The following is a 16,925-nucleotide window of genomic DNA, read 5'->3' on the forward strand; positions in this document are numbered from 1 at the left end:
TCGGCTTGCCTGAAGAAGACGTAGGCGGTCGTCCGGGGGGCGGAGGTATCGGCTTGCCCGAGCGTGAGACCGGTGGACTGGTTAGAGCAGAAGCGGCCGGCTGAGCCGCAGGTGGCTCGGCGGCCGGCTTGGGGGCGGTTCGGGGCGGCGGGGGCGGGGTGTCGGAGACAGGCTCAACCGCGGGCGCTGCTGGGCGGGGTCGGGGAGACATCCCACCGCTGGACGTAACCACCCGCGTCGGCTTCGGGGGTACCTCGGGTTCAGGTTCGGGCTCGATCTCCTGCTCAGGCACCGATTTGAGCTCCGGCTCAGGCTCCGGCTCCGACTCTGGTTCAGGCTCCGGTTCCGGCTCTGGTTCGGGTTCGGGTTCGGGCACCGGTTCGGGCTCCGGCTCCGGTGGCCGAACCAGCCCGTCACGGTGTGCTCGCCGCCGGACGCGGTCAGCTTGAGCATCAACGATGCTCGAGGAGTGGCTGTTGACGCCGATCCCCAGGGTCACACAGAGATCAAGCGTTTCCTTGTTCGTGAGGCCAAGCTCGCGGGCAAGCTCGTACACCCGAATTTTCGCTGGCAAATAGCTCTTTCTTGGTCAGTCCGCAGTGCGCGGCCGACCCAATTGGGTCGGGAATTTATCTTCTCACGCCCAGCCGTCAGATTTCGAAGTCAATCGCAGGCGCTGGTCTTTACCCCGTTGGAGGACCACCCTCCACTGGTTCCCCCAACTCCTCAACCGGGCTTCCGTCGGTGCCTTCGGCTGCCCATTCTTCAGCCGAAAGCGCGGGACCCCCCTCGGCGGGCCGCCAAACCTGTTCGCCGGTTGTCTCATCTACCACCCATTCTCCCTCGGCCCAGTCCATCTCTTCATACGCGGCTTCCTGGGCTAGCTGGGTTTCGCTCTTGATGTCGATTCGCCATCCGGTCAATCGAGCGGACAACCGAGCATTCTGGCCTTCTTTTCCGATGGCCAGCGAGAGCTGGTAGTCGGGCACGACCACTTCGGCAACCCCGGTCTCCTCGTCGATGGACACCTCTTTGATCTTGGCCGGAGACAGCGCCTTGGCCACGAAGTCAGCCGGATCGTCCGCAAAGGGAACAATGTCGATCTTCTCCCCCCGTAGTTCGTTGACCACCATCCGCACCCGGGCGCCCCGGGCGCCCACGCACGCTCCAACGGGATCCACGTTGGTGTCGTTGGACGACACCGCGATCTTCGTTCGATGACCGGGTTCTCGGGCGCACGCCTTGATCTCCACCACGCCATCGGCAATTTCGGGCACCTCCAACTCGAACAGCCGCCTGATAAGCCCTGGATGGGTTCGGCTGACCACGATCTGTGGGCCCTTGGCCGTCTTGCGGACCTCCACGATGTAGGCCTTGAGACGGCTGTTGGCGTCGGGGCGCTCAAATGGCACCTGCTCGGCCTGGGGCAAGAGCGCCTCCACCCGGCCCAAATCCAACAGGGTGTAGCGGGCATCGTTCTGCTGGATGATGCCGGTCACGATGTCGCCCTCGCGTCCGGCGTATTCCTCGTACTTGAGCTCGCGCTCAACTTCTCGAATCCGCTGCATCATGACCTGCTTGGCCGTCTGGGCGGCGATGCGCCCGAAGCCATCAGGGGTCACGTCGAACGACTCTCCTATGGGCTCGCCGTCGTCATCCAGCTTCTGGGCGAAAACCTGGATGTCGGCCGTTTCAGGATTGATCGTGACCCAGGCATATTCCTCGCTGTCTGGCATGCGCTTGTAAGCCGATTCAAGAGCGTCGGCCAGGGCAGCCAGCAGAGCGTCCACCGAGATTCCCTTGTCTGCGGCCAGCGCTTGCAGGGCTTCCAGCATGTCGGGGTTCATCGGCTGCTCTTCTCCTTGGTCTTGTTCTTCGGTGTCGGACCCCATTCAAAAACGGTCCTGGCCTTGGTGATGTGGCCGAAGGCCAATCGACGAGGAACGCCGTCCTCTTCTATGGTAATCCCATCATCGTCGCATCCCATCAGCACACCCTGGATCCGGCGTTGTCCCTCGACTTGAGGGCTGAGCTTGACGCTTATGGTCTCGCCCATGGCGCGGACATAGTGCTCTGGCCGGCGCAGCGGCCGTTCCAGGCCAGGGCTGGTCAACTCCAGGGTGTAGCGGCCGGGAACGATGTCGTGGTCGTCCAGCAGTCGAGAGGCCACCTTTGAGGCGTCGGCCACTTCATCTAGGCTGACGCTGCCGGGCTTGTCCACGATGATCCGCAGCACGCCGCCTCCGTAGGTGAGGTCGTACACCTCCAAGCCCCTCCCTTGGAAAATGGGCGCGAGCAGGTCGAACACATCGTCTGCTACTGACATCTCGCCCCTTTCCTGGACCTGCGGTGTGCCGAATTTCCGGTCGGTCTCCAAAGTGAGAAGGCGTGGGCCCCAGCCCACGCCTCACCCGACTAGAGAGATCGACGATTCAGCGTCAATCTTACCCGCTAAACGCAGGTATGTCGTTGCACAGGCGGGGCATTTTCAGTAGCTGCGGCCGCAGACAGCCACCAGATCGGGCTCATCGCCAGCTTGGGGCAGGGTCCCGTCGGGACGTTGCAAGCACCGCACCGTTATCGCCTCTTCGGCCAGGGCTGCTTCTCCTTCGGGCCCGAGTTTGGCCCAAGGAATGCGAGCAAACCCGGTAGCAGCCGCCTCCCGAACCTCATCTGCCGTTGTCGCCTCGGAAATCCGGGAGTCCCTCCACGCAATGGCATCATCAAAAATTCGCTGCTGGATGTCCTCCAACAGCGAATCCACCCTCTTCGGCGCCTCAGAAATGCCGACCGCCTCCTTCTCGCCGCGAATCCGGGACACCAAAGTGGCCTGTCCCTGCTCCAAATCGCGAGGGCCGATCTCCACCCTGACGGGCACGCCCTTCAGTTCCCAGTCGGTGGCTCTGCGGCCAAATCCCGTTCCCATGCGATCGTCCACCCTGGCCCGTATTCCGGCCGCTCCAAGTTCGTCGGCCAACCCGCGGCAAGCATCCACGACCCCCTCGGCATCTCGCACCGCGATGACGGCGGCTTGTATGGGCGCCAACCGGGGCGGGACCACCAGGCCCCGGTCGTCGCCGTGGGCCATGATCAATCCGCCCACCATTCGAGACGACACTCCCCATGAGGTCTGCCACACGTATGACTGGTTTCCCTCGCCATCCAGATACGTGATGTCGAACATGGTGGCGAAGCTCTGCCCCAGTTCGTGGGATGTCCCCATTTGGAGGGCCTTGCCGTCTCGCATCATCCCCTCGAGGCACATCGAGTTGATGGCGCCGGGAAACCGCTCAGCCTCGGTCTTGTAGCCGATGAGCACCGGAATGGCCAGTACCGATTCCATGAAGTCCCGATACACCTCGTGGAGGATCTGGGCGGCGTAGTCACGGGCCTCCTGACGGGTGGCATGGGCAGTGTGGCCCTCCTGCCACAAGAACTCGGTGGTTCGCAGGAAAATCCGAGGGCGCATCTCCCAGCGGACCACGTTGGCCCACTGGTTGATCAGCAGCGGCAGGTCTCGATGGCTCTGCACCCATTTGGAGAAATAGGCGTTGATGATGGTCTCGCTGGTGGGGCGCACCACCACCGGCTCGGCCAGCTCGCGGCCCCCGCCCTGGGTGACCACTGCCAATTCGGGACTGAAACCCTCGACGTGGTCAGACTCCCGGTTCAGATAGCTCTCGGGGATGAACAGCGGAAAGTAGGCGTTGTCGGCCCCAGCAGCCTTGATGCGCTGATCCACCTCGGCCTGCATCCGCTCCCAAAGGGCGTATCCGTAGGGGCGGATCACCATGGTGCCCCGCACCGGTCCGTTGTCGGCTAACTCCGCCTTGTTGAGGATGTCCTGATACCAGCGCGGGAAGTCCTCCTGCTGCGGGGTGAGCACCCCTTGTTTTGCCATGTTCACGCTCTCCTGCGGATCATCTCGATCTTCTGGCTGGCCTGGTTGGCATCATCGCCCTGCTCGGCCAGCAAGCGGCTCCGGTCCCGTTCGGCTTCCCGCTCCGCGGCCACCGTGTCGGCCCTTTCCAGCGCGGCCTCGGCCCCGTGCTCGTGAATGAGCTCCGCCCACTCCACCAATGCCGTCACCATGTCTTCTTCGGCCACCACGGCCACGTTGCGACCCTTGACGAACAGGTGGCCCCGTTTGTTGCCGGCCGCGATGCCGATGTCGGCGTCGCGCGCCTCGCCAGGACCATTGACCACACAGCCCATGACCGCTACTTGCAGAGGGATCTCCCGATCGCCGAACGCCTCCATGGCCTGGTCTGCCACCGCGTACACGTCGATTTCGGCCCGGCCGCAACTCGGGCAAGCGATCAAGTCCACATTCTTGCGTTCCCGCAATCCCATGGACTCAAGGAGCTGGCGACCGGCCTTGGCCTCTTGCACCGGATCGGCGGTCAGGCTGTAGCGGATGGTGTCGCCGATGCCCTCGGCCAACAGCGTGCCTATGCCCGCGGTGGACTTGATCAGCCCGACTGGCGGCGGCCCCGCCTCGGTCACTCCCAGATGCAAGGGGTGGTCGGTGACCTCGGACAACTGGCGGTAGGCCTCGATCATGAGAGGCACGCTGGACGCCTTGACCGAGATCTTGACATCGTCGAAGTCCACTTCCCGGAAGTAGTCGAGTTCCATCTGGGCCGACTCCACCATGGCCTCTGGGGTAACCCGGTCTCCGTACTTCTTGTAGAGATCGGGGTGCAGCGATCCCCCGTTCACGCCGATGCGAATGGGAACTTCTCGATCCCGGCACTCCGAGGCCACCGCCCGGATGTGCTCGGGCTTGCGGATATTTCCGGGGTTCAGTCTCAGGCACTGCACTCCAGCGTCCAGCGCGGCCAGCGCCATGCGGTACTGGTGGTGGATGTCGGCCACGATCGGCACTGGAGAGCGGGGCACGATCTGAGCCAGCCCCTCCGCGGCCTCGATCTCATTGCAAGTGCAACGCACGATGTCGGCTCCTGCCGCGGCCAGGGCATATATCTGCTGAAGGGTGCCCTCCACATCAGCAGTGCGAGTAATGGTCATGGACTGGACGGTGATGGGCGCGCCACCGCCGACGGCTACATCCCCCACATTGATCCGACGGGTCGGACGCCGCTCGAAAGCTGACTCGACTTCCATGTCTTCAGCTTGACACGCCCGCCGCGTGGCGTTCGCAATTGTTAGCGGCCATCACGTTCCTCAACCCGGAAGCTGCAGCGGATCGGAGGCGTCCAGATATATCGCCCCAAGGCCCACAAAGAGGACAATCAGAATTACCGCGTAGGCCACGGGAATCATCTTTGACACGTCGGCGGTATACCGGCGACCTCGGCGAGACCGGAGACGCTCATAGGTAGCGATGGCGACATGGCCGCCATCAAACGGCAGGAGCGGGACCATGTTGAAGACCCCAATGAAGATGTTCACGATGGCGAAAAACAGCAATAGCTCGCCGTAGTCCTCAGTGATGTTGGCAACGAAGTCGGAAAACAGCTGGAGCACCCCAAGAATGGAGACCACTCGGTCTTCGTCCTCGACACCAGATCCAAGGCTCGTTTGGCCACCCACCGAAGAAACCTCCGCACCGGAAGGCTGGTCGGCGACCCTTTGGAAGAAGTTGCTGAGTCCACCCGGAGAGAAAATCCTGCCGATGCCGAGTACGGATTCTTTGGCTATGAACCCAAACTCCTCAAACGTCTCCGGAATCGCCTCGAAGTAGCCGACCTCCACCGACCGGGACAACCAGGCTGTCTGTGACGCGATGCCGACATACCCTCGACTGGCATCTTGAGGATGGGAGTCAAGAGTCAACGAACGTACAAGGACATCGCCATCACGCATTATTCCCAGACTGACCGTCGATCCAGGACTAGGTAGGGTCTCCACCAGTTCACCCATAGTTGCCACCGGATCGCCGTCTATTGAAACGATTCGATCGCCGGGCAGCAATCCTGCTCCAGCAGCGGGAGAATCGCCTGCAACCCGGGTCACGCTCCATTCCGTAGAGGGGATGCTCTCTGTCTTGCCGCCGATCACGAGAAAGGCAAAGAGCAGCGCCAAGGCCAACAGGAAGTGCATGGTCGAGCCAGCCACGGCCACCGACATTCGCCGCCAGTAGGGCTTGCTGCGATAGGTGAGGTGCTCGTCGGCGGGGGAAACCTCCTCCAGGTTGTTCATCCCAGTTATACGGACATATGCCCCAAGGGGAATAGCCTTTAGGCCGCACACCATGTCACGCCGTCGGAATGACCAAAGCCGAGGTCCGAACCCCAGGAAAAACTCGCTGACTTTCATGCCTGCCCATCGGGCGGTCAAGTAGTGGCCCAGCTCGTGAAGAAACAGCATTGCGAGTATCAGTAGAAGGGCCACAAGCAAGGGCACACCCCAAATCCCCACAACTGCCGCCAGGACCCCTGCTACTAGCAGCAAGCCGGGCCAACCTTCTCTCAAGTCCCGTTTCGGGAAGGATCTAGGGGAATTCAGAAAACTACGAACTGGGCTTGAACCGCTCTGCTCAGCAGGCATCGCTTATCTGCGGTCGGATTGGCGGGCGACGACATGCTCGGCCGCGGCTCGGGCCTTGCCGTCGATCTCCATGACCGCCTCCAGGGAGTCGGCCTCGGTGCCGTCGTGGTCGCCTAAGACCGTCTCCAAGATCTCGGGAATTGCCGTCCATCGTATCCGCTCATCCAGGAAAGCCTGTACGGCCACTTCGTTGGCCGCATTCAGCAGAGCCGGTGCGGTCTCGCCCATGCGCCCGGCGGCGTAGGCCAGCTCCAGACAGGGAAACGCCTCGGTGTCCGGCGGCTCGAAGTCCAAGCGGCGCAGTTCGGCCCAATCGATGCGGCCAAATGGCGTGGCAATGCGGTCGGGATAGGCAATGGCGTAGCCGATGCACAGTCGCATGTCGGGCAGGGAAAGCTGGGCAATGGTGGCGCCATCGGAGTACTCCACCATGGAATGGACCACCGACTGGGGGTGGATCACCACCTCGATGCGCTCATACCCCATTCCGAACAGCTCGTTGGCCTCGATCACCTCCAAGCCCTTGTTCATGAGCGTGGATGAGTCCACCGTGATCTTGGGACCCATGCTCCAAGTGGGGTGGGCCAAGGCGTCCTCCACCGTCACTTCGGCCAACTCGCTCCGTGTTCGGCCCCGGAACGGCCCACCGCTGGCGGTAAGCACAATGCGGTTCACCCGTTCCATGCCCGCTGCCACGGTGAACACGTCATTGGCCCGAAGGCACTGGTGGACGGCGCAGTGCTCGCTGTCCACCGGCAGCAATTCGGCGCCGGGGGTCCTTCGGGCTCGTTGGACGACCGGGCCGGCGGCAATCAGCGACTCCTTGTTGGCCAGAGCCAGGCGTCGGCCGTTCTCCAGGGCAGCCAGCGTCACCGGCAGACCGGCGAATCCGACAACCCCGTTGACAACCACCTCCCCCATGGCGGCTGCCTCGGCCAGCGCAGTCGGACCGCTGGCCACATTCACACCGGGCAGCGCCTCCCGTACATCGGAGGCCAAACCGTCATCGCCGACCACCACAATGCGGGGGCGAAATTCCCGGGCTTGTGCCACCAACTGCTCGACGGAGCGTCCCGCTCCCAGGGCCACCACGTCCCAGGCGTCGGGTTCGGCCCGAATCACATCCAGCGTCTGAACGCCGATTGAGCCAGTGGAACCAAGCAAAGACAGGGAGGTCATGAGCGAATCACGTCGGTTGACCTAGTGGTCCGTCTGCGAATTGGCTGGAGCGGATCGCGACGGCAGCGGCGTTCCTCGCAAGGCGCACCGACGCAGCCATACCCGGAGCGTACGGCAAGGAGGAGCAACGCCGCGAGAGGCGTCGATGCCTAGCAGGACGCCCTGACCAATTCGCAGACGGACCACTTTGCTCAGATCACTCCAAGCATGAGAGCGGTGAAATAGGTAGCCGGCAACACGAACAGCAGGGCGTCGATCCGGTCGAGCATGCCTCCATGGCCGGGCAGCACCGACCCCATGTCCTTGACGCCGAGGTCTCGCTTGAGGGCCGACTCCAGGAGATCGGAGAGCGGGGCCACCACCGCCACCACTATGCCCAAGATGACGCCATCGGAACGCGACCCGGTGTCCCCCCCAAACGGGCCGATCTCCAGTATGGAAATGAACACCAACGCCACCGCAATGGTGAGGATGGTGCCGCCGATCAGGCCCTCCACCGTCTTGTTCGGACTGGCCTTTGACAAAGGTGTGCGGCCCGCGGCCCGCCCGACGGCAAACGCCCCAACGTCATGGGCCACGGTCAAGATGACCGCGCTCAGCACCAGTTCGGCTCCATCCGGGCTGTCCAACAGGAGCCCGCCGAATGCCCCGGTCACCCCGATGTAGGTAATGCCCAGAAGGGTCACCCCGAGGTTGGCGAGCGGGCGGTCGCGCCCTATCCCGCTCAAGTACCAGAGCCCGGCGCCGAACAGGGCAAAGACCAGCACCATCACCAGGCCGTCGGCACCTCTCCAAAAGGCGGCTATCGGCAAGGCAACAATCCCAGCGAGTCCCACCAGCGTAGGAGGCTGATAGCCGGCATGCCGCAGGGTGGTGAACCATTCCGCCGCGGCGATCAGCAGCGCGATGACCAGAACCGCAAGCGTGGCCTTCTCGCCTAGGGCGATTGCGCCCAGCACGATGCCCCCCAGCAGCAATCCGACCACTACGGCCCTCATCAGATTGCCGTTGGCGCCAGCAGCCCGCGGTTGGGTGCCTGTCGAATGCGGTGCCGTTAGGGGCGACGGGGTTTCGACCATATCCGTGGCGGTCGGAGGACCGGAGACATCCAAAGACAGCACCTCATCCACCCGGTCCACCGAGGGAAACTCCACCGCTTCGGTGGGTTCAGGGTCTTCGAAGACGCTCGCCCCCTCGGCTGCTCCGCCGACGTCAATTGGGCCGACCTCACCGGGATCGGGCAAATCGGCAAACGAGTGCTCGTCGGAGTCTTCCCGCCACCGGGGAGCGGCATCAGCGAGGCTGTCCCAGCCCTCTTCTGCCTCCGACTCGGTGCCAGCGGGTTCATTCCAGGCGGGGAGCTCCGACTCATCCTCCTCTTCGTCGAACAGGGAAGTCAGGTCGTCCAAGAACATGGCCTGTTCATCTTCAGGCGCCTCATCGGACTGGTTATTTGGTCGTTGGAAAGGATTGTCGTCGTCCACTGCCCCTCCAGGCTAGATCTCGAGCAGCTCTTGTTCTTTGACGCCCAAGGCATCGTTTATCAGCTGCTCATGGTCGTGGGTAAGCCGGTCGAGCTCCTTCTCGGTCCGGGCGGCGATGTCCTCGGAGACATCGCCGTCTTTGCTGAGTTGGTCGATCTCGTGTCGGCTGCTGCGGCGAGTGTTTCGAATCGCCACACGTCCCTCTTCGGCCATCTGCTTTACCAGCCTGACCAGCTCGCGGCGGCGCTCTTCAGTCAATGGCGGAAACGTGAGCCTCACGACATTGCCGTCGTTGCTGGGATTGAGCCCGAGATCGGCTTGGATGATGGCCCTCTCTATTGCCCCAATGGAGTTCTTGTCGAATGGGGAGATGACAAGCAGCTGCGCTTCGGGGACACTGAAGCTGGCCAGCTGCTGCAATGGCACCTCCGTGCCGTAGTAATCCACGAGAAACCGCTCGAAAAGCGCGGGAGAAGCCCGTCCGGTTCTGACGGAGGCGAACTGGTGGCGTGCGTGTTGGACGGCGGAGTCCATGCGCCCGCCGGCTTCGTCCAACACCAAATCGGTCAGCTCATCGCCGGTTGTCATTGTCCCAATTTGTCCGGACGACCTCGGCAAACGCGGCGAGAAGCTCGCCGGACCAGTCATCATTTCGATGCCTTGGGGCATCCCTCATGACACCAGAGTACCGATCAACTGCCCGTCGAGTATGGCGCTTACATTTCCCGGCTTCATGAGGTCAAACACGACGATGGGCAGCTTGTTGTCCATGCACAGCGAAACCGCCGTGCTGTCCATGGCCCTCAGTCCCTGGGACAGCACATCCAGGTACTGCACCTCATCGAGTTTCTCAGCATTGGGATCGGTCCGCGGATCGGCGGTGTAGATCCCGTCGGTGCCGCTGTGGGTTCCTTTCAGCAGCACTCCAGCCTCGATTTCCACGGCGCGAAGTGCGGCCGCGGTATCGGTGGTGAAGAACGGGTTGCCGGTTCCAGCGGCAAAAATAACCACCCGACCCTTTTCCAGGTGACGAATCGCCCTTCGACGGATATACGGCTCAGCCACCTGGGCCATGCCAATGGCCGTCTGCACCCTGGTGGGCTGATTGAGTCGTTCAAGGGTGTCTTGGAGGGCAAGCGCGTTGATCACCGTGGCCAACATCCCCATGTAGTCGGCTTGGGCTCGGTCCATACCCGCGCCCGCTCCGGTCATCCCCCGCCAGATGTTCCCGCCGCCCACCACAACGGCCACATCCACATCGAACTCGGCCCTGACCTTGACAATCTCGGTGGCGATCTGAGCGGCGATCTCGCCGTCAATGCCGTAACCCGCCTCTCCGGCAAAGGCCTCGCCGGAAAGCTTCAACACGATCCGGTCCCACCGACCTGACTTCTTGGTGCGCTCGCTGGTCATGCCCCTGAGCTAACTGCCGATAGCCGCCAATTCGAATCTGACAATCTCGCCGTCGCCCAATCGGGACTGCACGGTTTCCTTCTCCCCGAACATTCCCTGCTCTAGCAGCACCCGTTCGGCATACCACGCTCGCAGCCGACCGTCGACGATTTTGTCCCAGGCCTGCTCTGGCTTTCCCTCCGCTTTGGTCATCTCCGTGAGAGCAACGCGCTCCCGTTCAACCTCATCAGCGTCGACCTCATCGCGGTGTAGGACTGAAGGCTTGGCGAAGGCGATGTGGAGGGCTACCTCATGGGCCAGCTCTTGGCTGATGCCACGGGCCTCAACCACGACCGCACTGGTGCCCCGGCCATCCTGGGTGTGGAGGTAGGTGTCCAGGATGCTCCCTTCAGCGGCCTGAATTTTGACAACCTTGCCCAACCGGACATTCTCCTTCTTGGCCAAACTGAGATCCTCAATTTCGGCCTTGCGCGACTCCACCGAGTCTTCTCCCTCGTCCAACACTAATTGGGCCAGTTCGTCTGCCATTGAAGTGAAGTCGTCCGCTTTGGCTGAGAAGTCGGTCTCGCACCGAAGCTCCACAATGGCGGCAGCCACGCCGTCTGCGGCGAGGGCCACCGTTCCCTGGTCGCTGGCCCGATCGGCGCGGGCCGCGGCCTTGGCCATGCCCTTCTCGCGCAGCCATTGGGTGGCAGCCTCCATGTCACCATCATTCTCAGTGAGGGCGCGCTTGCAATCCATCATTCCGGCGCCAGTGGCATCGCGAAGGGCCTTGACGTCTTGGGCGGTAAACGAACTCACGCTTGCTCCTGGGGATCAGTCGATTCGGCTTCAACAGTTGCCTCGCCAGACTCGGCCGCCGGGGCCGCCCCTTCCTGCGGCGGCGACTCGGCATCTGCTGATCCGTCCTCTACCTCCGCGGGTGACTCCACCGCCGCCGGGGCGCCCTCTACCTCCGCGGGTGACTCAACCGCCGCCGGGGCGCCCTCTTCCTCCGCAGGTGACTCAACCGCCGCCGGGGCGCCCTCTACCTCCGCGGGTGACTCCACCGCCGCCGATGCATCTTCTTCCTGTGGCGGCGACTCGGCATCTGCTGATGCTTCCTCGGTCACCGAAGCCTCCTCCGCGGGCCGTGGCTTGGCGGCAGCATTTCCCTGAGCGATGAAGCGACCCTCGAGAACTGCATCGCTGATGATCCGGCACATCAGCTCCCCGGATCGAATCGCATCGTCATTTCCGGGGATGACGAACTGAATGACGTCGGGATCGCAATTGGTGTCCACCACTGCTATTACCGGCAGCTTCAGCTTGTTGGCCTCGGCCACCGCGATGTGCTCCTTCTTCGTGTCGAGCACGAAAACAGCATCAGGCGGTCGGGTCAGGTCGCGAATGCCGTTAAGGTTGCGCTCCAGCTTTGCCAATTCCCGGGAGATGAGCAGGGCTTCCTTTTTTGGCATTACGTCAAGCTCGCCCGAGCTGCGCATCCGCTGGAATTCCTTCATCTTGCCCATGCGCTTGGAGATCGTCTCGAAGTTGGTCAGCAGGCCGCCTAACCAACGCTCGTTCACATAGGGCATGCCCACCCGCTCGGCGTAGCTCTGCACGCTGTCTTGGGCTTGCTTCTTGGTTCCCACAAACAGCACTTGGCCGCCCTTGGCCACCAGATCGCGAACGAAGGTGTAGGCCGCCTCGATATGGTTGAGCGTCTGGGTCAGATCGATGATGTAGATGCCGTTGCGCTCGCCGAAGATGAATCTCTGCATTTTCGGATTCCAACGGCGGGTCTGGTGTCCGAAGTGGACTCCGGCATCGAGCAGTTGACGCATCGTCACGACTGGCGCCATGGTGTTTCTCCTCTCCCAGCGGTTCTTCGAAACCCGGGGTCAGCACCAATTGGCGACCGTGGGATGCCCCGGGCGGTATTTTCTTCAGCCGGGAACTGCTTCCAGGCCGAGGTACACGATAGCTGAGTCATAAGACTCATCCATAAGTAGGAACGCGACTGCGGCCATCTGGCTCGTCATGGGGAACCAGCCGCACGCGTCCCGCGCCAAGCACCAAGGCAGGGTCGAGGTATTGGCCTCCTAAGCGAACGCTGAAGAAGAACCGACTTGAGGTGGTGCCCAACAACTGACCAGGAGCCACCAAGTCGCCCTCGTCGACTGCTATCCAGCCCAGGTATCCGTATGAGGTGCGCAGCCCATCGCGGTGGAGCACGGTCACGAACCGGTTGAGGGCCACCGGTCCTGCGAACACCACTTCGCCCCCAGCTGAAGCCCACACCGGCTGGCCCGGCTCGGGGTCGTACTCCAAGCCCCGATTGCCCGGTGCGCCCACATGGGCCGGGGGTCGAAAGGAATCGACAACCTCGGCATCCACCGGAGGCCGGTACGTCACGGGTGACAGCGCCGCCGCCTCATTCAGAGTAGGCGGTAGGGACGTATCCGGCGCGGGCTGAGCAGGGCTGAGTGCCAGCCACGCCGACACCGCTACAACAGCCAGGCCGCCGATGCGCACTCCCAGCACCATGGCTTGTCCTCAGTCTTCTGAAGCCAGGGGGAAGCCGGCTGTCAGGCTACCGGCAAACCGAGGTTGTCAGGCCCGAGGGTGGCTCTTCTCCACCACCTGTCGGAGCCGATCACGGCTGACGTGGGTGTATATCTGCGTGGATCCCAGATCGGCGTGGCCCAACAGCTCCTGAACCTGCCTCAGGTCGGCCCCGCCGTCGAGCAGATGGGTGGCGAAGGTGTGCCGCAGGGCGTGGGGGTTGGTTTGAGTGCTCGCTCGACGGTTGACGAGCCGCCGCACGGCCTGAGTGTTCAGCGGTCGCCCGTACAGGTTCACGAACACGGAATCTCCGGCTGTGGATGGATCAGCCATCTCCGGCCGCCCATGGTCCAACCACTTCTCCAGGGCGACGGCCGCCGGCTCGCTCAGCGGCACGACCCGTTGCTTCGATCCCTTTCCGTGCACGATCAGGCGCCGACGGGGCAGATCAATGTCCCCAACCCGCATGGCGCACACTTCGCTGACCCGCAGGCCACTGCCGTAGAGCAGCTCCAGCACCGCAATGTCGCGAGCCTGCCGAACGCGGCTGTCGTCGGCCACCGCGGCACGCGGCTCGTCTAGCAGGGTCCCCAGTTCCTCGGCGCGCAGTACGCGGGGCAGTCGTCGCTCTCGTGTCGGTGTCATCGCCCCAACCGTGGGGTCTGCGGCGACCCGGCCGGTGCGCTCCGCCCAACCGAAATAGCGTCGCAAGGACGTGGCCTTGCGGGCCACCGTCTTGCGGGCATAGCCCTTGGTGCTCAGGTGGGCCAGATACCTGCGGACCATGCGCAGGTCGACGTCTGCGGGACCGGGATCCCAGGAATCCGCTGCCCCGGAGCCATGTCGGCTGTCGGCAAGCCATTCGGAGAACGCGGCAACTTCACGGCAGTACATCGCCGCGGTTTCGTCGCTGACCGAAGCGGTCGACGCGGCAAACGCGTCCAGATCCCACCCCATCAACTCTCAAGACTACGGGTTGTGGTCCGATTCACCGGGGAATGCCCACCCGCTCTATCCAGCGGCCCGATACTGCCACCCAGCCCGCAACCCGAAGTTCCTCAACTGCACCGGCCACTTCTGACATGGTCAAGCCGGTACGCCCCTTGATCTGCTCAGCATCGGCGGGCTGCCAACCCAGTGCCTCCAGCACTTGCTGCCCGGCATCGCCGGGATCGGGGCGGGTGTCCAACGGGGCGGTCTCGGCTCCGGACAGGCCTAAGACCAAGAGGACATCATCAGCATCTCGGCAAGGGGCGCAGCCGTCGGCCAGCAATTCAAGGCATCCATCGGATGCCGAACTGCGGACCGGACCGGGCACTGCCAACACCGCCCTATCCCTGGCCGCAGCCTCGGTCACCGTGTGCATGGCGCCGCCCGAGGAATGAGACTCCACCACGACTACCACATCGGCCAGCGCGGCAATTATCCGATTCCGAGCCGGAAAGCGCCACCGCTCGGGTGGCGCTCCCAACGGCGCTTCCCCCAAGAGCACTCCCTGATCGGCCACCGCCCGCCAAAGGGCCCGATTGCGCTCGGGATAGACCCGGTCCAATCCGTTGCCCACCACCGCTATCGGCGGGGCTGCTCTAGCTTGCAGGGCTCCGGCATGGGCGGCGGCATCGATGCCCAGCGCCAAGCCGGAGACGACGCCCACGCCCGCTGAGGCCAAGTCGCGGCCCAGCTCGAAGGCCACATCACTGCCGTAGCGGGTGCATCGGCGGGTCCCGACGATGGCCACGCGGGGACCGCCGACCACCTGGGGGTCTCCCTTGTGGAACACGACCGCGGGCGGATCCACGTCATCAGACAGAGCGGATGGATATCCGGGTGTGCCCAGTGCAGCCACCCCCACCCTGTATTCGCGGTGCCGCGCCCACAGCGCCGCCACATCCAAGCCAGCTGCGGTGCGCTGCCACTGGCCGTACAGGTCTTGCTTGCCGGCTATCTGTGCCAATTCAGGTGATGCCGGTACTTGCAAGCGGGCCCACACCACGGGCGGGCTCCCGATGTCGAGCAGGGCCCGCAATCGGGCCGGTCCCACCGCGGGCAGCGATGCAAGAGCCACAAGCCAGGCCTCCACCGGCAGCTCTCCCCCGTCTGCTCCATGGTGCCCGGCTAACGAGAACTCATCGGCGGGCACTGGCACAGCTCCAAGGATCGTGAACCACGGTGACCGGCTCAGTCCGCATGAACAGCGCCTGAGCGACAATGCCGCCGGTGAGCGGCGGCCCCTGACCGGCCAAGTCGCCCAGGGTTAGGGCGACCCTTCGCACCCGCTGGAATCCTCGGGCAGTGAGACGGCCCTCGGCAATGGAGTGGCTGAACAAGTGCTTGGCATCTGGGTCCAGGGGGGCGAACTGATCCAAGGCATCATCAGGCAACTCGCTGTTGGCGGCCACTCCGCGGTCGCGGGCGATAGCTCGTGCCTGATTCACCCTGTCGCGGACCTGCGCCGAGGTTTCACCCGGCGGGGCGTCGAAGAGATCGCTCACCTCCGGCCGGCCGACATGGATCCGCAGGTCGAATCGATCCAGGAGCGGTCCGCTCAGCCGACGGGCGTAGCGCAATCGGGCCACTGGTGTGCATCGGCACCTGCCAGGCTGTCCAAGCTCTCCGCACGGACACGGGTTCATCGCCCCTACTAATAGGAAACGGGCGGGAAACGTAGCCATCGCCGCGGCCCGGTTGACCCGGATCGACCCTTCCTCAAGGGGCTGGCGCAGCGAATCCAGGGCTTGGGGACCGAACTCCCCCATCTCGTCCAGGAACAGCACGCCTCCATGGGCACAGCTGATCGCCCCAGGACGCAGCGTATGGCTCCCCCCGCCGACCAAGGCGATCATCGAGGCGGAGTGGTGGGGCGCCTGCCAAGGAGCTCGGCGAATCAAGCCCGAGGAGGGCAAGTCCAAGCCGGCGGCGGAGTGCACCATGGTGGCCTCGATGGCGGTGTTCTCATCTAGCGGGGGAAGCAGGCCGGGGAGCCGGCGGGCCAGCATGGTCTTGCCCGCCCCTGGAGGACCGATCAGCAGCAGGTGGTGACCACCGGCGGCAGCCACCTCCAAGCCCAGACGGGCCATGTGCTGTCCTCTCACATCAGCCAAATCCGCGGTGTCTTCCCGCAAGTCTGCCGACCCCAGCAGGGGCGGTTCCGGCCACGAGTCCTCGCCTCGGAGAGCAGATACCAACTCGGCCAGCGTGGTCGGCGCCCTCACCACAGGACCGTTGGCCAGCGCAGCCTCCGCGGCGCTTTCCGGGGCTACGACAATGGCGGCAGTCTCCAGACAGCGCACCTGAGGCAGAACGCCGGGAACCGACCGGAGCCGACCGTCGAGCCCCAGTTCGGCCAGAAAGGCCATGCTGCCCACGGCTTCAGCAGGCAGCTGCTCATCGGCAACCAGAACTCCCATGGCGATGGCCAGGTCGAGACCAGAGCCTTCCTTACGGATGCCCGAGGGGGCCAGGTTGACGGTGATGCGGCCCGGGGGCCAATCGACGCCGCTGGAAAGCAGCGCGGCGCGAACCCGGTCACGGGCCTCCCGGCAAGCAGCGTCGGGCAGGCCCACCACAGTGAAGGTGGGCAGGCCTGATGACACGTGGACTTCCACCGAAACCGGATATCCGGTGATGCCGGCGAGAACGGAGGCGGGAATGGTGGCAAGCACAGCGAGTGCTTTCTCGAGGATGATTCCTCGTGCCTGAAGAGAGACCCGTTTCGCTGGTCACGAGCGTTCTCCGACCTTAGCGAACACCAGTGACAACTGCTCCTATTCAGTAAACTTCACTGCTTCT

The 16,925-nt window shown here is 63.7% G+C and carries 15 protein-coding genes and 1 pseudogene; all 16 read right to left on the minus strand.

What is annotated here, in order from left to right:
- Window positions 1–451 precede the first annotated feature (451 nt).
- Window positions 452–574, minus strand: a pseudogene (locus ACOGXH_RS11345) (translation initiation factor IF-2 N-terminal domain-containing protein); the annotation flags it as partial.
- A 109-nt stretch (window positions 575–683) separates the two neighbouring features.
- Window positions 684–1,892 carry a transcription termination factor NusA gene (gene nusA / locus ACOGXH_RS11350; RefSeq protein WP_419929209.1) on the minus strand — a complete coding sequence of 403 codons (1,209 nt, stop codon included), beginning with the start codon at window positions 1,890–1,892 and terminating at the stop codon, window positions 684–686.
- Window positions 1,844–2,326, minus strand: coding sequence for a ribosome maturation factor RimP (gene rimP / locus ACOGXH_RS11355; protein ID WP_419929210.1), 483 nt, complete (start codon window positions 2,324–2,326; stop codon window positions 1,844–1,846). Before rimP ends, nusA begins: the two co-directional genes overlap by 49 nt.
- Window positions 2,327–2,488: 162 nt before the next feature.
- On the minus strand, window positions 2,489–3,901 hold the full coding sequence (proS, locus tag ACOGXH_RS11360) for a proline--tRNA ligase (protein WP_419929211.1): 1,413 nt from the start codon (window positions 3,899–3,901) through the stop codon (window positions 2,489–2,491).
- A 2-nt stretch (window positions 3,902–3,903) separates the two neighbouring features.
- Complete coding sequence (ispG, locus tag ACOGXH_RS11365) at window positions 3,904–5,127, minus strand: flavodoxin-dependent (E)-4-hydroxy-3-methylbut-2-enyl-diphosphate synthase (protein ID WP_419929212.1); 1,224 nt, start codon at window positions 5,125–5,127, stop codon at window positions 3,904–3,906.
- A gap of 60 nt (window positions 5,128–5,187) precedes the next feature.
- Complete coding sequence (locus ACOGXH_RS11370) at window positions 5,188–6,513, minus strand: M50 family metallopeptidase (RefSeq protein WP_419929213.1); 1,326 nt, start codon at window positions 6,511–6,513, stop codon at window positions 5,188–5,190.
- 3 nt (window positions 6,514–6,516) lie between these two features.
- The gene (locus tag ACOGXH_RS11375) at window positions 6,517–7,692 is read right to left on the minus strand and encodes a 1-deoxy-D-xylulose-5-phosphate reductoisomerase (RefSeq protein WP_419929214.1); all 1,176 of its coding nucleotides are present in this window, start codon (window positions 7,690–7,692) and stop codon (window positions 6,517–6,519) included.
- A gap of 191 nt (window positions 7,693–7,883) precedes the next feature.
- Complete coding sequence (locus tag ACOGXH_RS11380) at window positions 7,884–9,176, minus strand: phosphatidate cytidylyltransferase (RefSeq protein WP_419929215.1); 1,293 nt, start codon at window positions 9,174–9,176, stop codon at window positions 7,884–7,886.
- 12 nt (window positions 9,177–9,188) lie between these two features.
- Window positions 9,189–9,764 carry a ribosome recycling factor gene (gene frr / locus ACOGXH_RS11385; RefSeq protein ID WP_419929216.1) on the minus strand — a complete coding sequence of 192 codons (576 nt, stop codon included), beginning with the start codon at window positions 9,762–9,764 and terminating at the stop codon, window positions 9,189–9,191.
- 84 nt (window positions 9,765–9,848) lie between these two features.
- Entirely contained in the window at window positions 9,849–10,589 is a 741-nt protein-coding gene (gene pyrH, locus ACOGXH_RS11390; RefSeq protein ID WP_419929217.1) for a UMP kinase, read from the minus strand.
- Between the two features lie 9 nt (window positions 10,590–10,598).
- Window positions 10,599–11,390, minus strand: a complete 792-nt coding sequence (gene tsf, locus ACOGXH_RS11395; protein ID WP_419929218.1) for a translation elongation factor Ts — start codon at window positions 11,388–11,390, stop codon at window positions 10,599–10,601.
- Entirely contained in the window at window positions 11,387–12,433 is a 1,047-nt protein-coding gene (gene rpsB / locus ACOGXH_RS11400) for a 30S ribosomal protein S2 (protein ID WP_419929219.1), read from the minus strand. The genes tsf and rpsB overlap by 4 nt, the downstream gene beginning before the upstream one ends.
- 136 nt (window positions 12,434–12,569) lie before the next feature.
- Window positions 12,570–13,118 (minus strand): murein hydrolase activator EnvC family protein, encoded by a 549-nt coding sequence (locus ACOGXH_RS11405; protein ID WP_419929220.1) that lies wholly within the window; start codon window positions 13,116–13,118, stop codon window positions 12,570–12,572.
- Window positions 13,119–13,184: 66 nt separating this feature from the next.
- The gene (locus tag ACOGXH_RS11410) at window positions 13,185–14,093 is read right to left on the minus strand and encodes a tyrosine-type recombinase/integrase (RefSeq protein WP_419929221.1); all 909 of its coding nucleotides are present in this window, start codon (window positions 14,091–14,093) and stop codon (window positions 13,185–13,187) included.
- A gap of 31 nt (window positions 14,094–14,124) precedes the next feature.
- Window positions 14,125–15,282, minus strand: a complete 1,158-nt coding sequence (gene dprA / locus ACOGXH_RS11415; RefSeq protein ID WP_419929222.1) for a DNA-processing protein DprA — start codon at window positions 15,280–15,282, stop codon at window positions 14,125–14,127.
- Entirely contained in the window at window positions 15,263–16,798 is a 1,536-nt protein-coding gene (locus ACOGXH_RS11420; RefSeq protein ID WP_419929223.1) for a YifB family Mg chelatase-like AAA ATPase, read from the minus strand. Before ACOGXH_RS11420 ends, dprA begins: the two co-directional genes overlap by 20 nt.
- Window positions 16,799–16,925 lie beyond the last annotated feature (127 nt).

The sequence above is a fragment of the Candidatus Poriferisocius sp. genome, assembly GCF_965208355.1.
Classification (GTDB): Bacteria; Actinomycetota; Acidimicrobiia; order Acidimicrobiales; family Bin134; genus Poriferisocius.

Coding starts and splice junctions, on each gene's coding strand:
- nusA (WP_419929209.1), bottom strand. CDS start 1,892: ATGGGGTCCGACACCGAAGAACAAGACCAAGGAGAAGAGCAGCCGATG.
- rimP (WP_419929210.1), bottom strand. CDS start 2,326: ATGTCAGTAGCAGACGATGTGTTCGACCTGCTCGCGCCCATTTTCCAA.
- proS (WP_419929211.1), bottom strand. CDS start 3,901: ATGGCAAAACAAGGGGTGCTCACCCCGCAGCAGGAGGACTTCCCGCGC.
- ispG (WP_419929212.1), bottom strand. CDS start 5,127: ATGGAAGTCGAGTCAGCTTTCGAGCGGCGTCCGACCCGTCGGATCAAT.
- ACOGXH_RS11370 (WP_419929213.1), bottom strand. CDS start 6,513: ATGCCTGCTGAGCAGAGCGGTTCAAGCCCAGTTCGTAGTTTTCTGAAT.
- ACOGXH_RS11375 (WP_419929214.1), bottom strand. CDS start 7,692: ATGACCTCCCTGTCTTTGCTTGGTTCCACTGGCTCAATCGGCGTTCAG.
- frr (WP_419929216.1), bottom strand. CDS start 9,764: ATGACAACCGGCGATGAGCTGACCGATTTGGTGTTGGACGAAGCCGGC.
- pyrH (WP_419929217.1), bottom strand. CDS start 10,589: ATGACCAGCGAGCGCACCAAGAAGTCAGGTCGGTGGGACCGGATCGTG.
- rpsB (WP_419929219.1), bottom strand. CDS start 12,433: ATGGCGCCAGTCGTGACGATGCGTCAACTGCTCGATGCCGGAGTCCAC.
- ACOGXH_RS11405 (WP_419929220.1), bottom strand. CDS start 13,118: ATGGTGCTGGGAGTGCGCATCGGCGGCCTGGCTGTTGTAGCGGTGTCG.
- ACOGXH_RS11410 (WP_419929221.1), bottom strand. CDS start 14,093: ATGGGGTGGGATCTGGACGCGTTTGCCGCGTCGACCGCTTCGGTCAGC.